Genomic DNA, 25,211 nt, shown 5'->3' with positions numbered 1-25,211 from the left:
ATATATTATATAAGGAGGAATTTAAAATGACGCAAACCTTAGTTATGAGCTTTATAACTTCTAATGGTGGAAAGGCTTCTATGTCTATTTCCGGAGTAAAAGAGGATATAACCTCTGCTCAAACAGAGGCTTTAATGAATCTTATTATAGCTAAAAACTATTTCGATACTAAAAACGGAGCATTAGTTGCCATCAATAACGCGAAAGTCGTTAAAAAAGATGAAGCTAAATTACTTTAATTAAATTTATAGCTCAGCAAATTTTTGCTGAGCTTTTTATATAGATTCATATGACTTCTTTATAATAAGAAGAAAGTTTGTTATTATTAATCTATTATATAAATTTAATAGAGGTATTATAAATGATTGAATATAAAGATAAAAGCTATGTGTGTTTATTGGATTTTGCAATGGATCTTGTTAGAGGAAAATGGAAGGCATTGATTTTATGCCATCTATATAATGAGCCTATAAGATTTTTAGAGCTTCAACGTAAGGTTAAAGGTGTAAGCCAAAAGGTATTAAATGAAAAGCTTAAAGAATTAGAAAATGACGAGTTAATAGCTAAAGTTGTATATCCTGAGGTTCCTCCTAAGGTTGTGTATCATCTTACTCCTAAAGGTGTGGCTCTTACTAAGATACTTAAGCAAATGGAAGACTGGTCTCTTGAATATTATCCTGAACTTAAGAATAGCTGTAATTAAAATGTAATAAAAAATAATCTGTGCACCTTATATAATGAATAGTTAGAGGGGTATTCATCTCAACTTATACACAGATTATTTTTAAACTATTAAATTAGAATATGGTGTCTTGATTTTCTTCGTTAAATAAGTGAACTTTATCTAAATCTATTGCAAATTTTATATTATCCCCTATGACTTCTCCTTGATGTTTAGCTGTTTTTATTGTAAATGCCCTATCATTTGCTTTTATGTGAAGCAAGACTTCTGCTCCTAAGTTTTCTACTACTTCTATTATCCCATTTACAATATAACTTCTATCACCCTCTTGTTCAGTTACAATTTTTATATCTTCAGGCCTTATTCCCAATATGGCTTGCTTTTCTATATAATTAGAAGCTTTTATTTTATCAGCCTTGTCCTTATCTAGAGCAACTTTTTGCCCAAATACTTCAACTATAATATTTCCGTTTTCTTCTTTTACATCTCCATATAAGAAATTCATCTGAGGACTTCCTATAAATCCAGCGACGAACATATTTGCAGGATGATTATATATTTCAGTTGGAGTATCTACTTGTTGAATTATTCCATCCTTCATAACTACTATTTTACTTCCTAAAGTCATAGCTTCAACTTGGTCATGGGTTACATATATAAATGTAGTTTGAAGATTCTGATGTAATTTAGCTATTTCTATTCTCATCTGGTTTCTTAATTTTGCATCTAAATTTGATAGAGGTTCATCGAGTAAAAATACTTTAGCTTCTCTAACCATGGCTCTTCCCATGGCTACTCTCTGCCTTTGTCCACCAGAAAGTGCTTTAGGTTTTCTATCTAATAAGTGCTCTATATCTAATATTTTTGCTGCATCTCTAACTTTTTTATTTATTTCATCTTTTGGTATTTTTCTTAGTTTCAAACCAAAAGCTATATTATCATAAACAGTCATATGAGGATATAATGCATAGTTTTGGAATACCATTGCTACATCTCTATCCTTGGGAGCTAAGTCATTAACTAATTGACCATCTATGTATAGCTCTCCCTCTGATATTTCTTCAAGTCCTGCAACCATTCTTAAAGTAGTAGATTTTCCACATCCAGAAGGACCTACAAATACTATGAATTCTTTATCTTCTATCTCTAAATTAAAATCCTTTACTGCTGTTACATCCTTTGAATATCTTTTATAAATGTGTTTTAATGATAAACTTGACATGTCTTATTCCCCCTAAATATTTTTTCCTCTCATCTGACATACTAATTTAACTATATCATTGTAAATTTATATCATCAAACTAGAAAATAACTCTTTCTTGTAATATAGCTTAACTAAGAAGTTCATCCCAATCGACATTGCTCTGCATAGTTAGTGAATTATAATCTGCTCCTAACTGTTCGTGCTCTGGTCCTACTCCTAATGATCTCATATGACATGCTCTTGCTGCCACTATTCCAGACTTAGAATCTTCTACTACCAAACATTCTTCATTTTTTAAGTTTAACTTTTCAGCTGCTACTATAAAGACTTCTGGATCTGGTTTTGACTTAGTAACGTCTAATCCACAGCTTACTTCATCAATATATTTATTTAATCCTGTTTTCTCTAAAATAAGAGGTGTATTTTTACTTGCTGAGCCTATTCCTATTAATACGCCCCTATCTTTAAGCAGTTCTAAAGTCTCTATAACATCTATTAAAACTGCCTGAGAATCAAGACTCTCTAATAATTCAACATAGTACTTATTTTTTTCTTCAGCAAACCTTAATTTATCTTCACGAGAATAGATGATTGTCCCCTTTGACAATACTACCTCTAAGGACTCCATTCTACTTACTCCCTTTTGTCTTTTATTATCTTCTTCCGTGTAATTAGTGATCCCTAATTTGCGGGCTAATTTCTTCCATGCATAAAAATGCATCTTATCTGTTGAAACTAATACTCCATCAAGATCGAAAATTACTCCTTTAATCATTCTGCTATCTCCTTCTGATTTTTTACTATACAATTTCCTGTTTTAATGATAAAATATACCAAAGGTTTAACCTTAAACTTCCCAAGGAGGTGACGTATAAACATGGCAACAATCAAAGATATTGCCAAAACCGTTGGCGTAAGTTGTACAACAGTTTCTAATGTAATTCATGGAAAACCTGGTCGTGTTTCAGCAGAAACCATTATTAAAATTAATAAAGCTATCGAGGACTTAAATTATGTTCCAAACATGTCAGCTCGATCTTTAGTTTCTAACTCATCAAAGGTTATAGGTGTTATAAATCACATAGTAACTACTCGTGATAAGAATTTTATGGAGGATCCATTTCATTCTATATTCATAGGTGCCATAGAATCTACCTTGCGTGAAAATGGGTATTATCTAATGCTCCGTACCGTAGAAACAAGTCAAGATTTGAACTTTTTTCTTAGAAACTGGAATGTGGACGGGTTAATTCTTACAGGAATTTATGAAGACGATTTTTATAGTGTTTTAACTAAATTAAATATTCCCGTTGTTTTAATAGATAGTTATGTTTCAAATCCTAATATCTGTAATGTAAGCCTTGAAGATTTTAATGGAGGTTATCTTGCTACTAAGTACCTTATCGATCATGGTCATAGAAGCATTGCATTTGCATCCCCCTTTATAAAATACAAAGGTGTTGTATCAGAACGTTTTGATGGTTATAAAAAAGCTCTTTCAGAGTCTAACATAGAATTTAATAAGGATCTTGTTTTTGAGCAGGAACTTGATACTCCAACAGCCATTGCTTTAGGCAAATCTCTAGCTAAGCGAGATGACTTTACTGCTATATTTTCTACAGCTGATATATTAGCAGCTGGTATTATAACAGGTCTTAAACAAGCTGGTAAAAAAGTTCCTGATGATGTTTCTATAATAGGATTTGATGATATTAATCTATGTAACTTAATATCCCCTGCCTTAACTACTATTCATCAAGATGCTCATTTAAAAGGCAAGCTTTCTGTTAATTACATAATAGATAAACTTGAAAATAAACCTATCCACCAAAAGGAAACAATTCTCCCAGTTAGAGTTGTTGAACGTGATAGTGTAATGTCTATATCTTAGAATTCAGTAGGGGGAGATTCCTCTACTGAATTTGTTTTATATCAGCTTTATTATTTTCTATATTTACTTGATATAGTTTGTTTAAATAGGATATTTTAAAATTTAAACTCTTCCAACCTTCTGGCATACAAGGTCTTGCCTTAACTACACCATCTTCAAAATATATACCTCCAAAGCCTTCAACAACTGTCATATAAGCTCCTCCAGATGAAGCTGGATGAGTTCCCCCTATATATATAAGTCCTGCCCACTGTTTACCTCCTCCAAGAATATCAGGAAGCGCTGACTTTAAGAAAAATGGATATGCTCTATCAGGCATTCCACACTTACATGCTACTAAAGCATACATGCAGGCACTTAAGGATGATCCGTGTTCTGTTCTAGGCTCATAATATTGCCAGTTCTTAAGCATTACTTCTTCTGAATACTCTTTATGAAATAAATTAAGCATGGTTATTACATCTGCTTGTTTTATAACCTTTGTATCTGAAGCAATTCCATATGCTCCACCCCAGTATTCCTTGTCATTTAATAATCTCTCTTTTAACTTATTTATCTCTATATCTTCCAAACTTTCATACCCATCAAATTGTGGAATTATAGATGTTTTATCCTCAGGTTTAGGTATATATATCTTACAGCTTGCATCTTCAAATTTTGATTCTAGTTCTTTTAATGAATATTCTTCCTCAAGCTCCCACTTATTTTCCTTTATCATTTTTATTACATTTAAGGCACTTTCAAAGGTGAACTTGGCCATTCTGTTAGTATAAGCATTATTATTAACTCTTTCATGATACTCATCTGGTCCTATTACGTCTCGAAGTTCATATACTTCTGATCCCACTTTAGTTAGCAATAAATGGTGATAGAAGTTTGCACATTCAATTATTACTTTATAGCCACCTTCTGTAATAAGGTCATAATCCCCAGTTCTATTGATGTACTTCATAATTCCATATACAATAGCTGAAGAAATATGAATCTGCTTATCTTTAAAATATGTCCTCATTGGTCGCCCTGTAAATACATCTGTTACATTATAATCTGAACATGCATCATATCCATTTTCTTGGCTTTCCCATGCATAAAAGGCTCCTTTATACCCGTAAGAAGCTGCCTTTTTCATAGCTCCTTCTAATGTATCTATTCTGTATTTAAGTAAGGTTTTTGCTACCTCTGGTTCAGTATTTAAGAAGAAGTCCAGCATAAACATTTCTGTATCCCAAAATATAGCACCCTTATAAGTTTGTCCTGATAATCCTCTTGCTGGAATTGATAAACTTTTAGAATGTCTAGGCGCTATAGAATGCAGATGATATATGGAATAATTAATTCCCTCTTCAGCCTTATCATCTCCATCTATTATAATTTCAGAGGTATACCAGATTTTATCCCATGCTCTTTTATGCTCTTCTAATAATTCAAAATAACCCTTGTCCCATATATTTCTTACAAGTGCTACCGATTCTTCTATTGGATTCTTACAATCTTTACTGGTATATACAGTAATAAACTTATATATTTCGTAAGTAAAGCCTTTTTTTGCATCTATGCTTATTTTTCTAAGAAGCTTATTATCCTTCTCAATTTTCTCTTTTTTTGCTTCAAAATTGCACTTAATTTTTTCACTGACGCAAACCCTATCTTTATTTTCATGAGTTAAAGCATTGGAGATTAATACATCCTCTTGTATTGAGTACCTTATCTCATCATAGTGAGGTCCATTAATATCCCATACCTCTCCATCTACTCCTGTATATATATTTAACTCTCCATCATTATCTGAAGTAACGCTATATTTCATAAGGATGCAATGCTCGTTAACCATTGATGCAAATCGTTCTACCTCAATGCTCAACCCTCCTTTATCTGTATCAAAACTAGTTTTAGATTTAAATAAACCATATCTATAATCTAATGCTAGTGTATTAGTAGAAGGCTCAACATTCGGCAAACGGTACTCTTGTCCATCAAATTCAACATAGGTGAAAAGAGCATTTGGTGTATTTAATGGTTCTCTCCAAGCATTTCCTACCTGATCATAAATTCCAGATAAATTTATAGCTGCAAACTGCTCCTTTTCATACTCTGGAAGAGTTCCTCTTATCCCAAGATATCCATTTCCTATAAGAAATTTATTTCCATTTGCTGATATTTTATCCTTATTATACGAATTTTCTTCTATCAACCAACTAATCATTTTCCCCTCTCCATTCGCTTGGAATAATTATTTCCCTTTTTTCTTCACTTAAAGCTATTATTTCTCCATACACTTCAATTTGAATCTCTGTACCATTTAAAGTATAAAATGCTGCATTTTCTTTATTAACTTCCACTAAGATTACATCATCCTTATAGCATAATCTAAAAGAATATCCATTCCATTCTTTAGGAATAGAAGGTTTAAAACTAAGCATCTCTTTATCTGAACGCATTCCTCCAAACCCATATAAAATATTCATCCATGCTGCTGCTATAGAGGTTGTATGTAAACCCTCATGTGTATTACGATTGTAGTTATCTAAATCCATTCTAGTTGCAAATCCAAAGAAATCATAAGCCTCTCTATGCTTCTTTAATTGTGCTGCTAATATTGAGTGTACTGATGGTGAAAGTGAACTTTCATGAATACATCTTGGCTCATAGTATTCATAGTTAGCTCTAAGTTCCTCATCTGTAAATCTGCTGTTATATAAAAGCATAAACATAAGAACATCAGGTTGTTTAATCATGTCGTTACGGTAAATTCTATCGTAGGTCCAGTTATGATATAATGGAAAATCTTCTACGGGAATCTTGTCTACATCTATATGAGGTAAATTGAAAAATCCTTCATGCTGTTCAAAAAGTTTAGTTTCTTTATTATAAGGAATGAACATTTTTTCAGCAATTAAATTCCAATTTGCTATTTCTTCTTGTTTAACGTTTAACTTTCCAAGGATATTATCATATAAATCTTTATTTTTACTTTCTAATCTCTTTAAAACATCTAATGTATACTCAAGTGTAGTTTTACCCATATAATTTGTGTAACAATTATTATTTACCATCATTTGAAACTCATCTGGTCCCATTACCCCATAATATCCATATCTTGATTTATCTGCGCTCCAATCCCCTCTTGTAGCAAGCATTCTACTTATTTCTATAAGAAGTGGTGCACCTGTTTCAAATACGAATTCTTCATCCTTAGTTATATTCTCATAATGCCATATTCCATATGCAACTGCTGTTGATGGCTGAAGCTGTAGACTTGCATGCTGCCACAAGTTACAGCATTCTCTTCCACTTATAGTTGCTATTGGGAAGAATGCACCTTCACAATCTAACTGCTTTGCTCTTTCCTTAGCCTCTGGTAATGTAATTAATCTAAATCTTAATAATTGTTTTGCCGCTTCTAGGTTGTTAAAGATGTAGAAAGGTAAACAATAGGCTTCAGTATCCCAAAATGAGTTGCCGTTATATGCTTCTCCAGTTAATCCCTTTGCCCCAATCACATTACTTTGATCTGCTCCATGGTAAGTTTGATGCATTTGGAATATACAAAATCTTACCCCCTGTTGATTTAACTCATCTCCATCTATAACAATATCTGATTCAAGCCAGACTTTTTTCCACCACTCTATACTTCTATCTCTAATCTCATCATATTTAATTGACGTAATATTTTTCTTTTCATCTTCACACTTAGATATAAATTCATCAAGTGAATCTCTATCATTCTTATTTACTAGATTGCTAATAACTTTAGTAAAAGTAGATTTTTCACCATTTTTCAAGCTGATTTTAAAGCTTTTTAATATTTTCTTTTCCTCACTAATATCTTCTTCTTTTTCATATATACAATCAAAAGCGCAAGTAGAAAAAACATTTTGCTTTGTATTTATTGTAGTACCAAGTATACTTAGCCACCTATCTCCACTACTATTTTCACTACATTTCCATAGATTTTCACCTGCCATATGATGAATATTTGTAAAATCTAAACCCGATACGATTGTTATATACCCATTAAAATTTATAGGCGTAATATTTATTCTCTGCCCTGCTAGCTTAGCATCTTCCATTGATAAGAAACGTTCAAATTCTAGCTTTACTTCTTTTCCTCCATCTACTTCCCATATAAATGAACGAGTTAAAATCCCTGTATTTAAATCGAGTTCTCTTTTAAAATCTCTGAAACTGCTTTTATTTAAATCTAAAACTTCATTGTCAAGAATTATACGTGTATATAGCCAATCTACTGAATTAACCATAAACTCACTATCTTTTATTATTCCTTTATATGAGGAGCCTGTAACTTCTTGTGATTCATACACTCCATTAAAATAACTTCCAAGGAGGCTATCTCCAGTATACCCTTCTTCAAAATAACCTCTAACTCCCATGTACTCATTCCCCAGGGAGTATATAGATTCAGATACCTCTGAATAATCTTTATCAAATCCTTCTTCAATGATTTTCCACGAGTCTGTAACATAGTATTTATCCGCTATTTTTGCCATATTTAATTCTACTCCTTTACTGCACCTGCTGTGGCACCATCTGTAATTTGTTTTTGGAATATTGTAAATAGAATAATTGGTGGAATAATTGAAAAGGCTACTGCTCTTAACATATCTACTGCATTAACTTTATTAGAGGAGTGATATGCAAATAACTTAACCATGATTGTTTCCTTTTGAGTACCATTAAGTACTAGATAAGGTAATAAGAAATCTGACCAAGCTGCAGTAACTGTAAAAATAACAACAACCATTACTATAGGTCTAGATAAAGGAAGTATTACTTTTAAAAATATCTGAAGTTCTCCACACCCATCTAATTTAGCTGCTTCTATTAACTCTTTAGGCAACCCTTCAAAAAAGTTCTTAAATAGTATTACATAAAATGCATTAGCTCCAAATACCAACCATAGAGGTAAAAATGAACCATTTAAACCTACTTTGTTAATATTCACAAATAATGCTACTATGCTTGTTGTAGCTGGAATTAATAAACTCCACATAACTAATCCTAATATTATTTTGTGCCCTTTAGGCTTGATTATAGCTAACACATAAGCTAAAAGACCATTAAATGTTACTGAGCACAAGGTTCCCCCAATTACTACTATGGTTGAATTTATATAATATCTAACAAATTTTAAGTTATTCCAAGTATCAACATACTTTTGAAAATTAAAAGTTGAAGGTAGTATAGTTGCATCTTTTCTAAATTCAGCTATATCCTTAAAGCTAGCTAAAAATACCCATACAGAAGGAAATAAGCATACTATAAGTATTAATAAACATAGTATAAAAATTGCTATAGAAAGTATTTTTGTTTTTAATGATTTCATATCATAGTAGCGAATTGCTCCGTCTGATTTTTCTTTATACTTATTAAAAAACATCTTATAACTCTCCTCCTACCCTTCTTTATTTGCTGTTAGCTTAAAATAAAGTACACTTAATACCGCAAGTATTATACATACAATAACAGATAAAGCTGCCGCTACTGGGAAATTATAATCCTTAAATGCAAAATTATATACTAATTGCATAATTGAAATACTAGCATTATTAGGACCCCCATTAGTCATAACCATTGGTTCATATAAAATTTGAAAGACTGCTATTATTTGAAGAATGAACATTGTCTTACCAAGTGAAAACAACTTCGGTAATGTTATATATCTTATTCTTTGTAGTACTGAAGCACCATCTATGGTTGCTGCTTCATATAGTTCAGGATTAATACTGCTTATACCAGCTAAATAGATTAAAGCTGTAGCTCCTGCGCTTTTCCATGTCATACTCATAACAATAAGAGGAATTGTCCACCCAGGATTAGTTAACCATAGCTGAGGATCTACTCCTATTTTTCCAAGCAAAATATTTAAGGTTCCTGTTCCACCAGGTTTAAATAAAAATCCCCACATTATTACTGTGGCAAGCCCTGGCATTATATTAGGAAAATAAATCCCTACTCTAAATAATCCTTTGAAGTGAATAGTCTCACTTATAAGAATAGCCGCTAATATAGGTGCAAAAAAACCTATAACCAACGACCAACCAATGTAACTAAAAGTATTTTTAAGTGCTGCCCAAAAATCAGGATGAGCAAATACGGTAAAGTAATTATCTAATCCTACAAATTTAACCAGTCTAATTCCATTTGCTTGATATAGTGAAAGTTTAATGTTTTCTAATAAAGGCTCCCATATAAAAAAAGAAAATAAAATAAGTGTTGGCAACATAATAGCCCACCCTATTAAATCTTTTCTTTTTAAAACCTTTTTCTTCTTTACTGTGATTTCTGGAGTCGCACAGATTTGTAAATCATTCGTCTCAACTTTTCGCATTCTTCCCACTCCCTAAGATTTTTAAGAATCCAAATAGGTTGTCTTATAAAGAAAACCTATTTGGATAACTAGACATATAAAATAACTATTTTTATTTATTTACTTTTTCATCTAAAATCTTTTGGTAATTAACATTAGCTTGTTTCATTAAAGCAGTAACATCAGCATTTTTGTCAGTGATAACTGCTTGTATAACTTTTGTAAGTTCTGAGTATAAATCTTGAGCTGATCCTGGTTCTTCTACGCGAAGGTTTCCTTGCTTGTCTATAGCATCAAAATATGAAGCATATAATTTATCATCAACATTTTTGTTATCTTTTAATACTTTTGCTTCCGCATCTAGTACTTCCTTATTAACCCAAGCAGGGAATCTCTTAATTACAGGAATTCCAGTTTCTACTTTTCTCTTAGCATCAGCTTCCATACCTGCTATTGAATCTTCTGTTGCAACTGGTGCTTTACCCATAAGTTCAAGATAATCTAAAGCAGCATTGATTTCAGCTTCAGTAGCATCCTTTGAGAACATATATGGGGTTCCACCAGATAATGAATATTGAGCTCCATTAGGTCCTGCTGGCATAGCAAATATAGCTAAATCTTCTACAGGAAGTCCATTATTTTCAGTAGGTTGCTCAACAGCATCGTTTGCAGCTATATACATAGCAGCAGCGCCTGTTCCTAAGTTAGAGAAACCTGTTCCCCAGTCTTCATTTGTAGGATCCGCAGTTAAAACATCATATTTCCATTTTAAATCTTTAACATAGCTCATCGCTTCTATAGCTTCTTTACTATCAATATGAGATTTATACTTTCCATCAGCTTCTTGTGTAGTTAAAGTAGCTCCAAATGCCCAAGCTATATTAGAAAAATGCCAGCCACCAGCTGCATCTTTAGCTAAAAGACATAGTCCAGCACTACCAGTCTTTTGTTTAATAGTTTGAGCTGTTTTAGCTAACTCATCCCATGTTTTAGGAATTATTGGACGTCCATCCGCATCAACTAGTCCGGCATCTTTAAATAATTTAACATTAGCCATAACCCCTAATGCATATCCATCACGTGGAATACCATATATTCTTCCATTTCCATCTGATAAAAGTTTNNAAGTTTTTGAGGTTCAGTATACCATGTTTCAAATATGGTTGGTAGGTTTCCAGCTTCAGCCATAGGTACAAATGTCTCTGTGGTGTATTTGTAGTATGATGGAACAACTTCAACATCCTTATTTTTCTCTTCTAATTTAGCCTTGTAACCTTCGTGTAACGTAATTTCACTTGTCATTGTAGCTTCAGGCCATATTCCAAGTTTTAATTTTACCTTTCTGTCTGAAGTGTTTGCAGTATTCCCAGTTTGTCCACACCCCGATAATACTGACATTGCTAGTACTGTAGTAAGCACTATGCTAGAGAGTTTTTTAAATCTGTTCATAAACTTTCCCCTTCCTCATCTTTCTTATATGTTGATTGATTTAACGTTAAACTAAATATTTTGAAACATTTTCTTTAAGATTAATGATAGTAAGTTGTTAAGATTTAACGTTAAACTAATGATATCATTTACATTTTTTATTGTCAATATTATTTATAGAAATATTTACAAGTTTTATTTGCATAAAAAAACATTATATAAAAAAGAACCATATATGCTACACATCTTCATATATGGTTCTTTTACTTACTTCTATATTTTTATATTATGGATTGTATTTTGCTACAACCTCACCTATCATATCACTTTCTTTTGCTTCATTTCCTACATATTGAGGTTCTGCTTTTACAGTCTTTTCTTCCCCACCTATTTCTATCTTTCCACTATAAATTATTCTGCTAGTTAGACTTGTGGTTCCTTCCACAACAAATTTATAGCTTCCTTTTGGTATTTCTGCGCCATCTTTATCCTTAAGATCCCATATATAAACCATATCACCTGACTTAGGTGTTGCTTCTGTAACTGCATCAATTTCCTTTGTCTTCTTTTTATAGATGTTTGATTTTTTAACCCATGTAGGAATTGCATTTTCCTGAACCTTATATCCTTTTGTTGCTGTATATTTAGTTACGGATAAGGTTTTTATGTATTCTCCAGAATCACTTTCTATCCATACAGCAAATTGGTTGTTTGAACTTCCACTTTGTCTTACATATGGAAATGATATTTCTAAGGTATTTGGAGTATTTCTTTCTAGATTTTTTGAAGATTCTTTATTACCACATGCAACAAAAACAAGTGACATACAAATCATAAGCTGCACTGTTAATATTTTTCTAAAGGTCATATCTATTCCCCCTTATGTTTTAATTAATTAACTACATTAATATATTAAACCTAAATTCAGATATATATACTTTCAATTCTTATATATCTATTCCTAAAAAGCGTTTTACTAATAATCCAATTATAAAAGAAACCACTGCTACTGACAAACTAATTGAACTCATCTCTAAGAATTTTTGTTAGTTTAAGCAAAAAAATCCCCCAGAAAGATAATCTGGAGGATTTTCATTATTTATTTGACCAAGTTTTATATTCTTCATCTGTAGCTAATACATAATGACTTCCACTTACATGTTTTTGTTTTCCTTGTTCGTAACTTATTCCACTTGTTTTGTAATCATAACTTTCTGATATTCTTGTTCTCTCAACAATAGGGTTTGGGTGTGGTATTGCTGATAATAGAGATTTTGTATAAGGATGAATTGGATTTGTGAAAATTTCATCCTTTGTTCCTGTTTCTAAAAGATATCCTAAATGAAGAACTCCTATTCTATCTGATATATATTTTACCATGGATAAGTCATGGGCTATAAATAAGATAGCTGTATTTGTTTCCTCTTGTATATCTTTCATTAGATTTACTACCTGAGCTTGTATAGACACATCTAATGCACTTATAGCTTCATCTGCTATTATAAGTTTTGGGTTCATTATAAGAGCTCTTGCGATTCCTATACGTTGCCTTTGTCCTCCTGAAAATTGGTGAGGATATCTATTTGCATGCTCTTTTGATAGGCCTACTTTTTCTAATATTTTATAAACTTTTTCTTCTCTCTCTTCTTTGGTTTTATAAAGTTTATGAACGTCTAAGCCTTGAGCTATTATATCTAATACCTTTTTACGTGGATTTAAAGATGCCATTGGATCTTGGAATATCATCTGCATATTGATTCTTAAATGCTTTTTTTCCTTTTCAGATAATTTTCCTGATATATCAACCCCATCAAAGTTTATCTTCCCTGATGTTGGGTCATATAGACGAATTATTGAACGTCCTATTGTTGATTTTCCGCTTCCAGATTCCCCAACTAATCCATAGGTTTCTCCTGGAAATATTTCAAAATCTACTCCATTAACAGCTTTTACTGTGTATTTTCTGCTTATCTTAAAATGCTGCTTAAGTTCTTTTACTTCTAATAAAGGCTTTTTATTTTCCATCTAGTTTCGCCTCCCTTAACATTCTGTCTATTCTTGCTTTAAGTTCAGAAGGCATTTCAACCTTTGGTGCTTTTTCATGTAAAAGCCATGTTGAAGCATAGTGTGTATCTGAAATTTTAAACATTGGAGGTTCTAATCTGTTATCAATGTTTAATGCATAAATATTTCTTGGTGCAAAAGCATCTCCTTTTACTTCTTCAGCTAAGTTAGGAGGAGTTCCTGGTATTGTATATAACTTATCATCTTTTGTGTCTAAGTCAGGCATAGCTGATAACAAGCCCCAAGTGTATGGGTGTCTTGGATCATAGAATATTTCATCTATCTTTCCTTTTTCAACTATTTTTCCTGCATACATTACAGCAACGTAGTCTGCAACCTTTGCTACAACTCCTAGATCATGAGTTATATAAATAACTGATATATTCATCTTCTTTTGAATATCTTTTATAAGTTCTATTATCTTTGCTTGAATAGTAACATCTAATGCTGTTGTTGGTTCATCGCAGATTAATAAATCTGGGTTACATGCAAGAGCTATAGCTATAACTACTCTTTGTCTCATTCCTCCTGATAATTGGTGAGGATAGTTCTTTAGGCGTTTTTCTGCATCAACTATTCCAACTAGTTCTAAAAGTTCTATAGCTCTTTTTTTTGCTTCTTCTTTAGGGGTTTTATAGTGCCATATCATACCTTCCATAATCTGAGCCCCTATTGTCATAGTTGGATTTAAAGAAGTCATTGGGTCTTGGAACACCATAGCTATACGAGTTCCGTTTATTGTTGTTCTCATTTCCTTTTTTGAAAGTTTTAGTATATCTACATTAACTTTGTCTTTATCTTTATAATAAGAGAAGTTAATTTCTCCTGATTCTACTTGCCCATTACTGCTGAGTATACCCATAGCAGCCTTCATAGTTACAGATTTTCCGCTACCACTTTCCCCTACTATTGCTAAGGTTTCACCTTTATAAAGGTCTAATTCAACACCACGAATAGCACTAACTTTTCCTGAGGATGTTTTAAAGGATATTGACAAATCTCTAATTGATAATATTTTTTCTTTTTCCATTTCTTCATCCTCCTTATGATTCTTTCATTTTAGGGTCAAATGCATCACGTATACCATCTGCAAGCATATTAAAGCTAAGCATTAATATAGCTAGTACTATAACTGGAGGCATTATCATATATGGATGGGTTGTAAAAGACTTAAATGACTCACTTATTAATGACCCAAGTGAAGCCATTGGAGGCGGTACTCCTAGACCAATAAAGGCCAAAAATGCCTCTGTAAATATTGCATTTGGTATTGAGAACATTGTGTTTGTAATTATTGCACCTAAAATATTAGGTAATATCTCTTTAAATATAATAAAGAAGTCTTTTGCTCCTAAGGTTCTTGAGGCAAGTACAAATTCCTGCTCTTTAAGTTTTAACATCTGAGCTCTTGCTATTCTACTCATACCTATCCACCCGGTTATCATAAGTGAGAAGGTGATTGTAGCAAGTCCCGGCTTTAATACAATAATTAAAAGAGTAACTATAACTAAGTTTGGTATACCGTTTAATATTTCTGCAAAACGTTGCATAGCATTATCAACGGCACCTCCAAAATATCCTGATATAAGTCCATAACTTAATCCAAATAACATGTCTATTAAAACTGCTATTAAAGCTATATATAATGAAATTCTGGTTCCCATCCAAGTTCTAGTAAATATATCTCTTCCTAGAACATCTGAACCAAACCAATAGTAAACATCTTTAAGTTCATTATTCTCTAAATATTTGTTTGTTTCTACCTGTCCACCAGATGTATTCATGGTTTCACTACCATCAAAAACACCTAAACTCTCAAGTCCTGGAACTCTAGGCGCTAAATTTTGCTGTGAAATTATCTGTGACTCATATGTATGCCCATTAAGACTTACTCCGATTACAGCCATTAATGTTATTAGTATTATAAAAACTAATCCTATTACTGCTCCCTTATTTTTAACAAAGCGGTTTAATACATCTTTAAAGTAAGGCTGACTAGCATAACTCTTATCGATATGAGATATATTTTCTTCCCCAACTAATTCAAAATCATTAGGTAGAAATTCTAGATTTTCATTTAGTTTACTCATGACCGTCCTCCTTTGCTAATCTTATTCTTGGGTCTATAATTCCATATAAAATATCTACAATAAGCATAATTCCAATATACATAGCGCTATAGATAAATGCTAATGCAACTACTACGTTATAGTCATTTGCTTGTATTGCAGTAACTAATAGACTTCCTATACCTGGTATTGAGAAGATTTTTTCTATAACCAAGCTTCCAGTCATTAATCCTACAACTAAAGGCGCAAGTACAGTTACTATTGGAATAAGTGCATTTCTAAGCTGATGTCTAAATATTAATGCTATCCCATTTACACCTTTACTTTCTGCAAGTAACATATAGTCAGTTCCAAGCACTTCTAGCATTTCTGTTCTAGTGAATCTAGCTATTGTAGCTATGGTAAACATACATAGAGCTATAGTTGGTAATACCGCTGATTTAAATGGTGAATCTGCTGAATAAAGCAGCGGGAATATTGTCCATTTATATCCTAATGAATATGATAAAGCAAGGGCAAATACATAAGAAGGTAAACTAACACCTAAAACTGAAATTACAGTAGTTAATGTGTCCCATATTGTATTGTGCTTTAAAGCAGCTATTATACCTAAAACCAAACCTATTAGTGCTCCAAGCAAAACAGCCTGTCCTCCAAGTCTAAGAGATATAGGCAAACGCATTGAAAGCAATTGAGATATTGGTGTATTTTTCGAAATTGTGTAGGAAACTCCAAAGTCTCCTGTAAGCATATTTTTCACATAATTAAAAAATCTTATAAATACCGGTTGATCTAATCCATATTTTGCATTTAATAAAGCCACTTGATCTACAGTTAATTTTTCATCATTAAATGGTGAACCAGGCATAAGTTCTAACATTAAAAATAATATTAATAAAATTGCTAATAAAGTGAGTAATGAAACTACTATTCTTTTGAGCAAGTATTTTTTCACGTTGAATTCCTCCTTCTCGGAATACTTAAGTAGCTAATCTGTCTGCTAAAGCTTCTTTTAAGCAATATTACAGTGGTTATAAAATAACCACTGTAATATCTTATTAATGAACATAACTTACTATTTCTTATCGACATTCTTGAAGATTCTATTGATACCAACAGAATGGAATTCAATACCTGATACGCCATCTTTAATCATAACAGCATTACCCTTTTGGTAAACAGGGAAAATAACTGCTTGATCCATTACTATCTTTTCTGCTTTCTTTAATTCTTCCCATCTCTTATCAAGATCTAAAGCAAGATCTCCGTCTTGAGCAGATTTTATTATTTTATCGTAATCTGTGTTTGACCAGAAACCATAGTTGTTAGGGCTTCCTGTAGTCCACATATCTAAGTATGTCATTGGATCTGCATAGTCTGGTCCCCAACGAGTTAATCCAAGTTCAAATGTTCCTTCTTGCATTCTTTCAACTCTGTTCTTCTTAGGCATTACTTCTAACTTAACAGTAACTCCTGGAAGATTTGTTTGTATTTCTGATTGAATGAATTGAGCTACATTTTGAGCTGATTCAGTATCTTCAACTACCATCTTATATTCAAATTTATCTTTACCTAATTCTTGTTTAGCTTTGTTATAGAATTCTACAGCTTTAGCTTTATCAGTTTTTAGATAAGTGCTTGCTGTTTCACGATAGTCTTTTCCATCTGGACCTGTTGCAAGTAAGCTTGGTACTGCAAAGTCTGCTACTATAGAACCATCTTTTAATATGTTATCAACAACAGCTTTTTTATCATAAGATAATGCAAGAGCTTTACGAAGATTTTCATTTTCTAATCCAGCAACCTTTTGGTTAGGAGAAATATACCATAGGTATCCTGCCATAATGTTGTGGAATTCTTTATCAGCTTTAAATTGTTCTACTTGTTCTCCAGCAAGTGTTGCAACATCTAAATCTCCATTTTGATATGCAAGCATAGTTTGTTGAGCTTCTTTGATTACTTGATATTGTATACCAGCTAATTTAACTTTGCTAGCATCCCAATAATCTTCATTTTTCTTTAATTCTATTGTTGTTGCAGCTGGTTCATAAGCAGTAATTTTGTATGGACCATTGCTTAAAATAGTATCTGGTGATGTAGCGAATTTATCTCCGCTCTTTTTAAAGAATTCTTCATTAACTGGTAAAAATGAAGGGAATGACAATAATGATTCGAAGAATGGAACTGGATGTGATAATTCTACTACTAGAGTTTTATCATCCTTAGCTGTTACTCCTAATTCATCTAACCCCTTTTTACCTGTTGAAATATCATCAGCATTTTTGATTCCTGCTATACCAGCTATAAATGCATATTCACTAGCTGTTTTAGGATCAACTAGACGCTTCCAAGCAAAAACGAAATCCTTTGCAGTAACTGCAGTTCCGTTAGTCCATTTAGCATCCTTTAATGTGAAAGTATATTTTAACCCATCTTCACTTTTATCAACCTTATCAGCCATTGCCAAAATAGGTGATCCAGCTTCGTCTACAGAATATAATCCTTCTGTAACTGCAGCCATTACTTCAAAAGAAGTACCATCTGTTGCTATTTGTGGGTCCATTGATGCAACTTCAACATCAAGATGTACCTTTAATGTTTTTCCTGATCCTGCTGCGTCTGGTGTGCTTGTACTTTTTCCACCACAAGCTATTAAACTAACTGATATTGTTAGTGTAGCTACCAGAGACAATATCTTTTTAATATTTTTCATTGTATCCCCCCTAAAACTTCTTAAAAAAAAAGATAGAACCTGCCTGTCATTGCAAAACTCCATCGTCTTATTTATTATTATATATTCAATTTTCGCCTTGTCAATAAGAGTATCTATTAACCTATTGTTCATTTTTATAATATTTTTATATAAATTTTATAATTTTCTTAACGATTTGCAAATTGGGGGTTTATTAGTTATAGTATTTTTGTGGAAATTTTAAAATTAATTACTTAAAATTTCCTAATCACTAAATTTATCAAAATAATAAATTTTGTCAAAATAATAAAAATGCAGTTATAACATCATATTTTTAATAAACGTTATAACTGCATATTGCTATATTATTTAGAATTATTGATTTACAGTATCAATATGTTAAAAGTAAATTTTCAGCATTTCTGTAAATAAATCAATCTTTTATATCAATTGTTTCTCTACATAAGATGTCTAATCAGTAATTTTTTGATAAGCGTTTTGTAAGTTATCGTTTATTACTATTGCTTCACCATTACTTTCTAATTTAGACTCTTCTTCTAATATTTTTGCTTCATACTTCCATCCTTCTGGTAGTTCCAGTACATCACCTAGATTTTCTAAATCATCAATTTTTAAGTTTTTATCTATATTTTGAGAATATGATTGCATTCTATATCTTTCTCCCTTAGGCGATATTAACTCATATACCATATTCCCCTTAAAGTAAGTATACACAGTATCTCTTTTAACTGTGCTCTCAGTATATGATGACTCACCTAAACCTTTTTCAAATATAGTTTTTTCTAGAGTTGCTCTTTGCGTCATTTGTATTCCACCAAAATCGGCTACTTTTCCATTTTTCGTATTCCCTTTTGCATCTATTGTATTAACTACCCAATTCCTTGGTCCATTAAGTAATACCTTCATAGCACCATATTCCTTAGCTAACTTTTCGGCATCAATTTTTTCCCATAATTCTTGTGGCAATTCATTGGAATCAATTGAATTATATACCTCAATATATAACTTTGCTCCTTTTCTATAAACAGGTATAATTTCTCCATACCTTAAGTTTCTCCAATCCTTTGGATGCTCAACAAATTGAGTTTTTTCTACTGCGGGGATATGTTTTGCAAGTTCATCAGTATTACCTCCAAATAGGTATAATACAACTCCAATTAGAACCGTAACTATTGTAGCTAATATTATAATAGTTTTCTTCTTAATCATTTATAAAACTTCTCCCTTCTTTTTTAAGATACATTTGTTTCATAAAAAATTATATGATATACTTTTGTTCATGTAAATATAGTTGATTTTTATGAAACAGGAGTGGATAAAATGTATCATATCAAGAATGACAAGCGTTCAATACAAACCTCAAAATTTATATATAATGCTCTAAGTTCGCTATTAGAAGAAAAAAAGTATGAAGATATTAAAATTACTGAAATTATAGAAAGATCTCAAGTTAGTCGTGCAACTTTTTATAGAAACTATGATTCTTTAGATGATATATTACGTTATGAACTAGATCAGAAATTTATTAAATTAAGTGAATATCTATATGCTAACTATAAATCTAATAAAAATACTAACAAAGTACATCCATTATCTTTACTAAAACCTTTTTTAAGATTTTGGTATTTAGACTCTCTAATACTAGAACAACTTTTAGCAACTAATAAAAAAGAAATAATAATTGATAATATTTTAAGGACAACTAAGAACTTACTAGAGAAATCAAATATAGAATATAAAGAGAACATATTTTATGACTATATGTTAAATATTAGATCTAATATTATTTTCAGTGTCTTAGAAACATGGGTCTTAAATGACAAAAACCTTTCACCAGATGAACTTTACAAATTAACAATAGATCACTTAAATGAATCATTAACTGCTCGAATCAATGTTAATATGGATTAAAACAAACGTAAATTCTTTACATACAATGACAAAAGAGATCTTATTGTAGCAGAAACAAAACGCTTGGTTAATGAATTAATCTATATCTCAATAGTCATTTCATTTACATACACAGCACTCCCAGAAATTTCAACCTTAATATTATCCTCCTCTTTTATATGGACTAACACCTTTCCATCCCTGCCTATTTCTTGCCCTTGTTCCACAATCAACTCTGCTTCACTAACATTTGGATTTATATACTTTAAATAATAAGCTCCCATTACTCCAGATGCTGTACCTGTAACAGGGTCTTCTATGGTTCCAGAATACGGAGATGAAAAATGCCTAGCATGCATATGGCTTTCTTTATAAATTGTCTCCAAACAAAAAGGATGTATTGATGCATTAGGTTTTTGTTTAAGTATTTTAGGAAATAGACTATTATTAGGCTTCATACAAGAAAATGCTTTAAGACCTACTACAGGTACTAATAGAGTCCATATTCCTGTACTTCCATATACTATAGGAAGAGTTTCATCTATATCTTTGACTTGTATACCTACTGCATCTGCCAAAGATTCCTTGGATCCAGTATATACCTCAAATTTTAGCGGGCTTTGAGTCATCCTTATATTTGAATTCTCTATTTTTATAGGAAGAACTCCTGCTTTAGTATCAATAGTCAACAAATCAGTATCTTTAAGCAATCCTTTTTCTTTCATACAAAATAAAGTAGCAACGGTTGCATGCCCACAGAGATTCATTTCGCTTCCTGGCGTAAAATATCTAATTCCTAAGTCCGCTTTTTGTGATTTTATAACAAATGCTGTTTCATTAAATCCCACCTTATACGCAACTTCCTGCATTTCTTCTTCTGTGAGATTCCCTTGACTTATAACTACGCCAGCTGGATTTCCTTTACCTGGCTCCTTACAAAAAGCATCATAATGATATACTATTACTTTTTTCATAAATTCTACTCCCCCATCTACACTGATAAACTGTCCTAAATAAATGATGATTCATCAGTAGAAAATAAAACCGGATCTTCCAGGAGTAATGTCATCTCCAGAAAAATCCAGTTAATGATTGCAATTCTTTATATACTACAAATCAATTTCAAGTAATATTGGCCCATGGTCTTGTCTTGTACCTGAATCAACCATTTCAGATTTTATAACCTTATCTGCAATACGATTACTAACTATCCAATAGTCAATTCTCCATCCAGAATTGTTAATTTTACTAGTTTTAGCTCTCTGAGCCCACCAAGTATAAACATCTTTTATTTCTCCATGAATATAACGGAAAGTATCTGTAAACCCTTTTAATAAAAGATTTGTGAAACCTTGGCGTTCCTCATCAGTAAATCCAGGTGAATTACGATTGCTATTAGGATGAGCCAAGTCTATTTCCTTATGAGCTACGTTGAAATCACCTGTTGCAATAACATATTTATCTTTATCTAGGCTTGCTAGATATTCTGCATATTTTATATCCCAAATCTGGCGTTCTTTCAAACGATTGAGTCCATCCCCTGCATTAGGAGTGTAAACTTGAGTTAAGAAAAAATCATCAAACTCTAGAGTGATTATTCTTCCCTCATAGTCCATGGTACTAGGTGCACCAATTGCTGGATAGGTAACAACTGGTTCTAAATTCTCCTTATATAAAAACATTGTCCCAGCATAACCCTTACGTGCTGGCTCAACTGAACTGTTCCAAACAACTTTATAATCAGGAAACATCTCCTGCAAAATTTCTAAATGTTTTTTAGAAGGGCCATTACTTGGTAACTTTGTTTCCTGTAAAGCAACTACATCTGGATTATGTTCTATAAACGAATTTAATACATTTTTAGATAATAAAGCTCGTTCTGAAGCACTTGTTAGTGCCGCATTTAATGAATCAATATTCCATGAAATAAATTTCATTACTTATCCTCCTTTATTGACAGATCTATCTCATAAATTCTATGAATTTATCAACAAACTAACTGTAAGTTTTGCCTAAGTTATTGTAGAATCTTATAAATTATTGTATCATAATGTATTTACCAAATAAACATAAAGAAAAAACCATTAAATGTAATATATGCATTCGATGGTTTAAATCCTATTTTTTCATAATAATCTTGAATTGTATAACATTGGTTCCAAAATACGTAGATTAAAAATGCCTACTTCTCCATTCTATACTATTTATTATATACTGCTTTTACTTCTCCTATCATATCGCTTTCTTTTGCCTCTTCTGTAGAATACTCAACCTTCGCCTCAGAAGATGAATCAATTCCTCCAACTTCAATCTTTCCACTATAAAGTACACGGCTTTCCCACTTTACAGTGCCTTCAACATAATAATTATATACACCCTTTGGTACTTCATTTCCATCTTTATCTTTACAATCCCAAACATATACTAGATCAGCTGACTTCTTAGGAGTAGACCCCGTAACAGTATCAATCTCCTGTGTACTTCCATCACTTATATTAGATTTTTCTACCCATGTCGGAATAGCATCTTTTCTTTTCTCATATCCTTTAGTTGCCGTAAATTTTGTAACAAAAATAGTCTTTATATATTCTCCTGATTCATTTTCTATCCAAACCGCAAATTGATTAGTTGCATACCCTTTCTGTTTTACATAGGGAAAGGAGATTTCTAATGTCTTAGAAATACTGTCTTCTCCTTGTTTTATTGTAGGAACTGAAGATGAATTATTATTACTACAAGCTGAAAAAATAATATTTATAACTATTAAAAATATTAAAGTAATCCCTTTTAAAGCTTTCATATCTTCCTCCTTTAATAAATTAATTAATTTATATTTTAACATATATTTTAACATATATTTTCCAATACATTTATTAAGATTATTTTACATTTAAAGAACATAAATAAAAAAGACTTTGAAATTTAATTCAAAATCCTTTTTAACTAACTAAGTTTAATGCTTTTTATACATCCTTACAATACATCTTAATCACATAAAATGACCTTGGATTTACTTCATAACTCATGTTGTTTTTTACTTTAATATCATATTTTTTAGGAGCTACATTAAATGGTTCATATATAGAATTAACATCTTTTTTTTTGCCCTTCCATAATATACATTTCTCCATCTTCAGCTAATGAGAATTTAGTTTCTAACTCAACATGAACAGCATGCTCCAATGTATTAACAAGCTTTACTATTATATATTGTTTTTCCTTATCATAAGAAACAGTAAATGGTATCTCTTCCACATCATTTATTATTTCTGGAAGATTTGTTCCCATAAGTGTGCTATACATCTTTTGAACATAGTAGCTTGGACTTCCGTAAGAATCCTCCCCATTAAAAAATACCATGTCATGTGACCATTGCATATATCCAAGCCTTGCAAAAAGTGGTGCATAAGAAGCAAGTACAACAACATCCGCATTTCTTTCTATTCCTGTAAGAAATGCTGCTTCTGACAAAGCTGCTTCCCAATCATTAAAGTCAGGTCTATTCATTTCAAAACCATAATGAGCAGCATATTCACCTGCAAAAACTTTAATATCTCTTGGATACTTATCATAAAAATGTACATTATCACAAAGCCACTTTGGTTCAACGTAATAGTGTTCATCGACTGCATATACATAATTAGGATTATCATTTACTCTATCCTTATAATAACTCCATGCATCACTATATTTTTTAGAACTGATATCAGGTCCAGCAGAACCAATCAGTTTTATATATGGATACTTTTCATGGATTGCTCTTTCGAATATTTCATATCTTTTGAAAAAGTCTATATTCTCTGTTTCCCATTGCTCATTACCGATGCCTATCATATCAAGCCCAAATGGTTCACTGTGACCCATTTGTTCTCTTATCCTTCCCCATCTCGAATCTACAGGTCCGTTTGCAAATTCTATTAAATCAATAGCATCCTGTACAAATTCTTGAAATGCAGGATCATCAATTTCAACTTTTTCAGAAGACATAAATTGGCATGCAAGTCCCACATTTATAACAGGGATAGGCTTAGCTTTTAGATATTCACATAAAAGAAAATATTCATAATATCCAATTCCTAAGCTCTGATTATAATGACTGTATTCGCTTATGTAGTTATTTTCTTCGGTGCTTCCATGAACAGCCCAACGATTCCAGTTTGCTTTCCTCTCTTCTACCTTTCCTATACTTCTTTTCCATTGATAACGGCTATCTAGAGTATTGCCTTCTACGATACATCCTCCTGGAAATCTTAAAAATCCTGGTTTCATATCTTTTAGCATCTCAGCTAAATCTTTTCTAAAAAGACCAAGAACAGCATCAGAAGATACCATTGATATAAAATCAAAGCAAACTTTTCCTGGCTTACTCAGTTTCACAATAAATTCCCCATATGAAATATCTTCATTAGAGATTAAATCTGCTTGATATCTAACCCATTCAGAGCTTACAGATTCTGTAACAACCACATTGGCCTTTATTTTCTCGTCCTTTACTACGCAAACCTCAATTCCACCCATATAATCTTCTGCTCTTGCATAAAAAGAAATATGATATGTCAAATCTTTTTTCATACAGATTCCATCATAAGCTTTATTAGTAAAACCCATCTGGTTTTCAGATGCTCTAAACTCCAAGTAATGTGGATTTATATTATTTTGTGGTTTAGTTGATTGTATATTTAATTCAGCACCATTTGCATCTTTTGGATAAGCGCCCCAACCATAAAGCCCATCAAATATTATCTCATAATTATCTTTAAATCCCCTAGACTCCACAAATTCAAAAGATCTATTTTCAATCATTTCTGAATACAACCCACCATCTAAGCCATAATTTATGTCTTCAAAGAAAAGACCTATCATTCCTTTATTAATATCTTTACCTAACTTATCTGTTATTTCAATTCTCATAAACATCACCCTTCAAAATAATTAATAAATT

At 31.7% G+C, this 25,211-nt stretch carries 22 protein-coding genes; 4 read left to right on the top strand and 18 right to left on the bottom strand.

What is annotated here, in order from left to right; genetic code table 11:
* Positions 1–239: DUF2922 domain-containing protein (locus B3N22_RS15315; protein WP_286908499.1), on the top strand; the 239-nt coding region annotated here is incomplete at its 5' end.
* Between the two features lie 122 nt (positions 240–361).
* Complete coding sequence (locus B3N22_RS15310) at positions 362–703, top strand: winged helix-turn-helix transcriptional regulator (protein ID WP_286908497.1); 342 nt, start codon at positions 362–364, stop codon at positions 701–703.
* Between the two features lie 94 nt (positions 704–797).
* Here B3N22_RS15310 and B3N22_RS15305 read toward each other — a convergent pair whose 3' ends face one another.
* Together B3N22_RS15305 and pgmB are read right to left on the bottom strand one after the other, a co-directional pair.
* Entirely contained in the window at positions 798–1,904 is a 1,107-nt protein-coding gene (locus B3N22_RS15305; protein WP_286908495.1) for an ABC transporter ATP-binding protein, read from the bottom strand.
* A gap of 109 nt (positions 1,905–2,013) precedes the next feature.
* Positions 2,014–2,661 (bottom strand): beta-phosphoglucomutase, encoded by a 648-nt coding sequence (gene pgmB, locus B3N22_RS15300; RefSeq protein ID WP_286908493.1) that lies wholly within the window; start codon positions 2,659–2,661, stop codon positions 2,014–2,016.
* A 102-nt stretch (positions 2,662–2,763) separates the two neighbouring features.
* On the opposite strand from pgmB, the gene B3N22_RS15295 reads away from it, so the two are divergent.
* Entirely contained in the window at positions 2,764–3,777 is a 1,014-nt protein-coding gene (locus B3N22_RS15295) for a LacI family DNA-binding transcriptional regulator (RefSeq protein WP_286908491.1), read from the top strand.
* A gap of 22 nt (positions 3,778–3,799) precedes the next feature.
* Here the strand turns inward: B3N22_RS15295 and B3N22_RS15290 are convergent, their stop codons facing one another.
* From B3N22_RS15290 to B3N22_RS15235, 12 genes are all read right to left on the bottom strand, one after another.
* Positions 3,800–5,980 (bottom strand): glycosyl hydrolase family 65 domain-containing protein, encoded by a 2,181-nt coding sequence (locus B3N22_RS15290; protein ID WP_286908490.1) that lies wholly within the window; start codon positions 5,978–5,980, stop codon positions 3,800–3,802.
* A complete protein-coding gene (locus B3N22_RS15285) occupies positions 5,973–8,285 on the bottom strand; it encodes a glycoside hydrolase family 65 protein (RefSeq protein ID WP_286908489.1) in 2,313 nt (770 codons plus the stop codon). Before B3N22_RS15285 ends, B3N22_RS15290 begins: the two co-directional genes overlap by 8 nt.
* 8 nt (positions 8,286–8,293) lie before the next feature.
* Positions 8,294–9,175: a carbohydrate ABC transporter permease gene (locus B3N22_RS15280; protein WP_286908487.1), complete on the bottom strand. Its 882-nt coding sequence runs from the start codon at positions 9,173–9,175 to the stop codon at positions 8,294–8,296.
* A 15-nt stretch (positions 9,176–9,190) separates the two neighbouring features.
* The gene (locus B3N22_RS15275) at positions 9,191–10,126 is read right to left on the bottom strand and encodes a carbohydrate ABC transporter permease (protein WP_073019307.1); all 936 of its coding nucleotides are present in this window, start codon (positions 10,124–10,126) and stop codon (positions 9,191–9,193) included.
* Between the two features lie 91 nt (positions 10,127–10,217).
* Positions 10,218–11,162 carry an extracellular solute-binding protein gene (locus B3N22_RS15270; protein WP_286908484.1) on the bottom strand — a complete coding sequence of 315 codons (945 nt, stop codon included), beginning with the start codon at positions 11,160–11,162 and terminating at the stop codon, positions 10,218–10,220.
* A 657-nt stretch (positions 11,163–11,819) separates the two neighbouring features.
* Positions 11,820–12,401: a DUF2271 domain-containing protein gene (locus B3N22_RS15265; protein ID WP_286908482.1), complete on the bottom strand. Its 582-nt coding sequence runs from the start codon at positions 12,399–12,401 to the stop codon at positions 11,820–11,822.
* A gap of 227 nt (positions 12,402–12,628) precedes the next feature.
* The gene (locus B3N22_RS15260; RefSeq protein ID WP_073019298.1) at positions 12,629–13,558 is read right to left on the bottom strand and encodes an ABC transporter ATP-binding protein; all 930 of its coding nucleotides are present in this window, start codon (positions 13,556–13,558) and stop codon (positions 12,629–12,631) included.
* On the bottom strand, positions 13,548–14,627 hold the full coding sequence (locus tag B3N22_RS15255) for an ABC transporter ATP-binding protein (RefSeq protein WP_238902163.1): 1,080 nt from the start codon (positions 14,625–14,627) through the stop codon (positions 13,548–13,550). The genes B3N22_RS15260 and B3N22_RS15255 overlap by 11 nt, the downstream gene beginning before the upstream one ends.
* A gap of 13 nt (positions 14,628–14,640) precedes the next feature.
* Complete coding sequence (opp3C, locus tag B3N22_RS15250) at positions 14,641–15,687, bottom strand: oligopeptide ABC transporter permease (protein ID WP_286908478.1); 1,047 nt, start codon at positions 15,685–15,687, stop codon at positions 14,641–14,643.
* On the bottom strand, positions 15,680–16,621 hold the full coding sequence (locus tag B3N22_RS15245; protein ID WP_073019293.1) for an ABC transporter permease: 942 nt from the start codon (positions 16,619–16,621) through the stop codon (positions 15,680–15,682). The genes opp3C and B3N22_RS15245 overlap by 8 nt, the downstream gene beginning before the upstream one ends.
* Positions 16,622–16,741: 120 nt before the next feature.
* A complete protein-coding gene (locus B3N22_RS15240; RefSeq protein ID WP_073019291.1) occupies positions 16,742–18,379 on the bottom strand; it encodes a peptide ABC transporter substrate-binding protein in 1,638 nt (545 codons plus the stop codon).
* A 450-nt stretch (positions 18,380–18,829) separates the two neighbouring features.
* Positions 18,830–19,588, bottom strand: coding sequence for a hypothetical protein (locus tag B3N22_RS15235; RefSeq protein ID WP_286908475.1), 759 nt, complete (start codon positions 19,586–19,588; stop codon positions 18,830–18,832).
* A 111-nt stretch (positions 19,589–19,699) separates the two neighbouring features.
* On the opposite strand from B3N22_RS15235, the gene B3N22_RS15230 reads away from it, so the two are divergent.
* Positions 19,700–20,290, top strand: coding sequence for a TetR/AcrR family transcriptional regulator (locus tag B3N22_RS15230; RefSeq protein WP_286908473.1), 591 nt, complete (start codon positions 19,700–19,702; stop codon positions 20,288–20,290).
* Positions 20,291–20,370: 80 nt separating this feature from the next.
* Here the strand turns inward: B3N22_RS15230 and B3N22_RS15225 are convergent, their stop codons facing one another.
* The 4 genes from B3N22_RS15225 to B3N22_RS15210 form a co-directional block, all read right to left on the bottom strand.
* Positions 20,371–21,243: a PhzF family phenazine biosynthesis isomerase gene (locus B3N22_RS15225; RefSeq protein WP_286908471.1), complete on the bottom strand. Its 873-nt coding sequence runs from the start codon at positions 21,241–21,243 to the stop codon at positions 20,371–20,373.
* 135 nt (positions 21,244–21,378) lie between these two features.
* Complete coding sequence (locus tag B3N22_RS15220; RefSeq protein WP_286908469.1) at positions 21,379–22,206, bottom strand: exodeoxyribonuclease III; 828 nt, start codon at positions 22,204–22,206, stop codon at positions 21,379–21,381.
* A 263-nt stretch (positions 22,207–22,469) separates the two neighbouring features.
* Positions 22,470–23,069 (bottom strand): DUF2271 domain-containing protein, encoded by a 600-nt coding sequence (locus B3N22_RS15215; protein ID WP_286908468.1) that lies wholly within the window; start codon positions 23,067–23,069, stop codon positions 22,470–22,472.
* 287 nt (positions 23,070–23,356) lie between these two features.
* On the bottom strand, positions 23,357–25,180 hold the full coding sequence (locus B3N22_RS15210) for an alpha-L-arabinofuranosidase C-terminal domain-containing protein (RefSeq protein ID WP_286908466.1): 1,824 nt from the start codon (positions 25,178–25,180) through the stop codon (positions 23,357–23,359).
* Positions 25,181–25,211: the final 31 nt, after the last annotated feature.

This window comes from Clostridium sp. UBA1652 (genome assembly GCF_002320975.1).
Lineage (GTDB): Bacteria > Bacillota > Clostridia > Clostridiales > Clostridiaceae > Clostridium_T > Clostridium_T intestinale.
This window is presented reverse-complemented; position numbering and strand designations above follow the sequence as displayed.

What these genes read in the sequence shown, in the direction of transcription:
- B3N22_RS15260 (WP_073019298.1), bottom strand. Translation starts at nt 13,558, where the DNA reads ATGGAAAATAAAAAGCCTTTATTAGAAGTAAAAGAACTTAAGCAGCAT.
- B3N22_RS15280 (WP_286908487.1), bottom strand. Translation starts at nt 9,175, where the DNA reads ATGTTTTTTAATAAGTATAAAGAAAAATCAGACGGAGCAATTCGCTAC.
- B3N22_RS15235 (WP_286908475.1), bottom strand. Translation starts at nt 19,588, where the DNA reads ATGATTAAGAAGAAAACTATTATAATATTAGCTACAATAGTTACGGTT.
- pgmB (WP_286908493.1), bottom strand. Translation starts at nt 2,661, where the DNA reads ATGATTAAAGGAGTAATTTTCGATCTTGATGGAGTATTAGTTTCAACA.
- B3N22_RS15215 (WP_286908468.1), bottom strand. Translation starts at nt 23,069, where the DNA reads ATGAAAGCTTTAAAAGGGATTACTTTAATATTTTTAATAGTTATAAAT.
- B3N22_RS15240 (WP_073019291.1), bottom strand. Translation starts at nt 18,379, where the DNA reads ATGAAAAATATTAAAAAGATATTGTCTCTGGTAGCTACACTAACAATA.
- B3N22_RS15220 (WP_286908469.1), bottom strand. Translation starts at nt 22,206, where the DNA reads ATGAAATTTATTTCATGGAATATTGATTCATTAAATGCGGCACTAACA.
- B3N22_RS15290 (WP_286908490.1), bottom strand. Translation starts at nt 5,980, where the DNA reads ATGATTAGTTGGTTGATAGAAGAAAATTCGTATAATAAGGATAAAATA.
- B3N22_RS15305 (WP_286908495.1), bottom strand. Translation starts at nt 1,904, where the DNA reads ATGTCAAGTTTATCATTAAAACACATTTATAAAAGATATTCAAAGGAT.
- B3N22_RS15295 (WP_286908491.1), top strand. Translation starts at nt 2,764, where the DNA reads ATGGCAACAATCAAAGATATTGCCAAAACCGTTGGCGTAAGTTGTACA.
- B3N22_RS15210 (WP_286908466.1), bottom strand. Translation starts at nt 25,180, where the DNA reads ATGAGAATTGAAATAACAGATAAGTTAGGTAAAGATATTAATAAAGGA.
- B3N22_RS15265 (WP_286908482.1), bottom strand. Translation starts at nt 12,401, where the DNA reads ATGACCTTTAGAAAAATATTAACAGTGCAGCTTATGATTTGTATGTCA.
- B3N22_RS15270 (WP_286908484.1), bottom strand. Translation starts at nt 11,162, where the DNA reads ATGGCTAATGTTAAATTATTTAAAGATGCCGGACTAGTTGATGCGGAT.
- B3N22_RS15225 (WP_286908471.1), bottom strand. Translation starts at nt 21,243, where the DNA reads ATGAAAAAAGTAATAGTATATCATTATGATGCTTTTTGTAAGGAGCCA.
- B3N22_RS15285 (WP_286908489.1), bottom strand. Translation starts at nt 8,285, where the DNA reads ATGGCAAAAATAGCGGATAAATACTATGTTACAGACTCGTGGAAAATC.
- B3N22_RS15275 (WP_073019307.1), bottom strand. Translation starts at nt 10,126, where the DNA reads ATGCGAAAAGTTGAGACGAATGATTTACAAATCTGTGCGACTCCAGAA.
- B3N22_RS15310 (WP_286908497.1), top strand. Translation starts at nt 362, where the DNA reads ATGATTGAATATAAAGATAAAAGCTATGTGTGTTTATTGGATTTTGCA.
- opp3C (WP_286908478.1), bottom strand. Translation starts at nt 15,687, where the DNA reads ATGAGTAAACTAAATGAAAATCTAGAATTTCTACCTAATGATTTTGAA.
- B3N22_RS15255 (WP_238902163.1), bottom strand. Translation starts at nt 14,627, where the DNA reads ATGGAAAAAGAAAAAATATTATCAATTAGAGATTTGTCAATATCCTTT.
- B3N22_RS15230 (WP_286908473.1), top strand. Translation starts at nt 19,700, where the DNA reads ATGTATCATATCAAGAATGACAAGCGTTCAATACAAACCTCAAAATTT.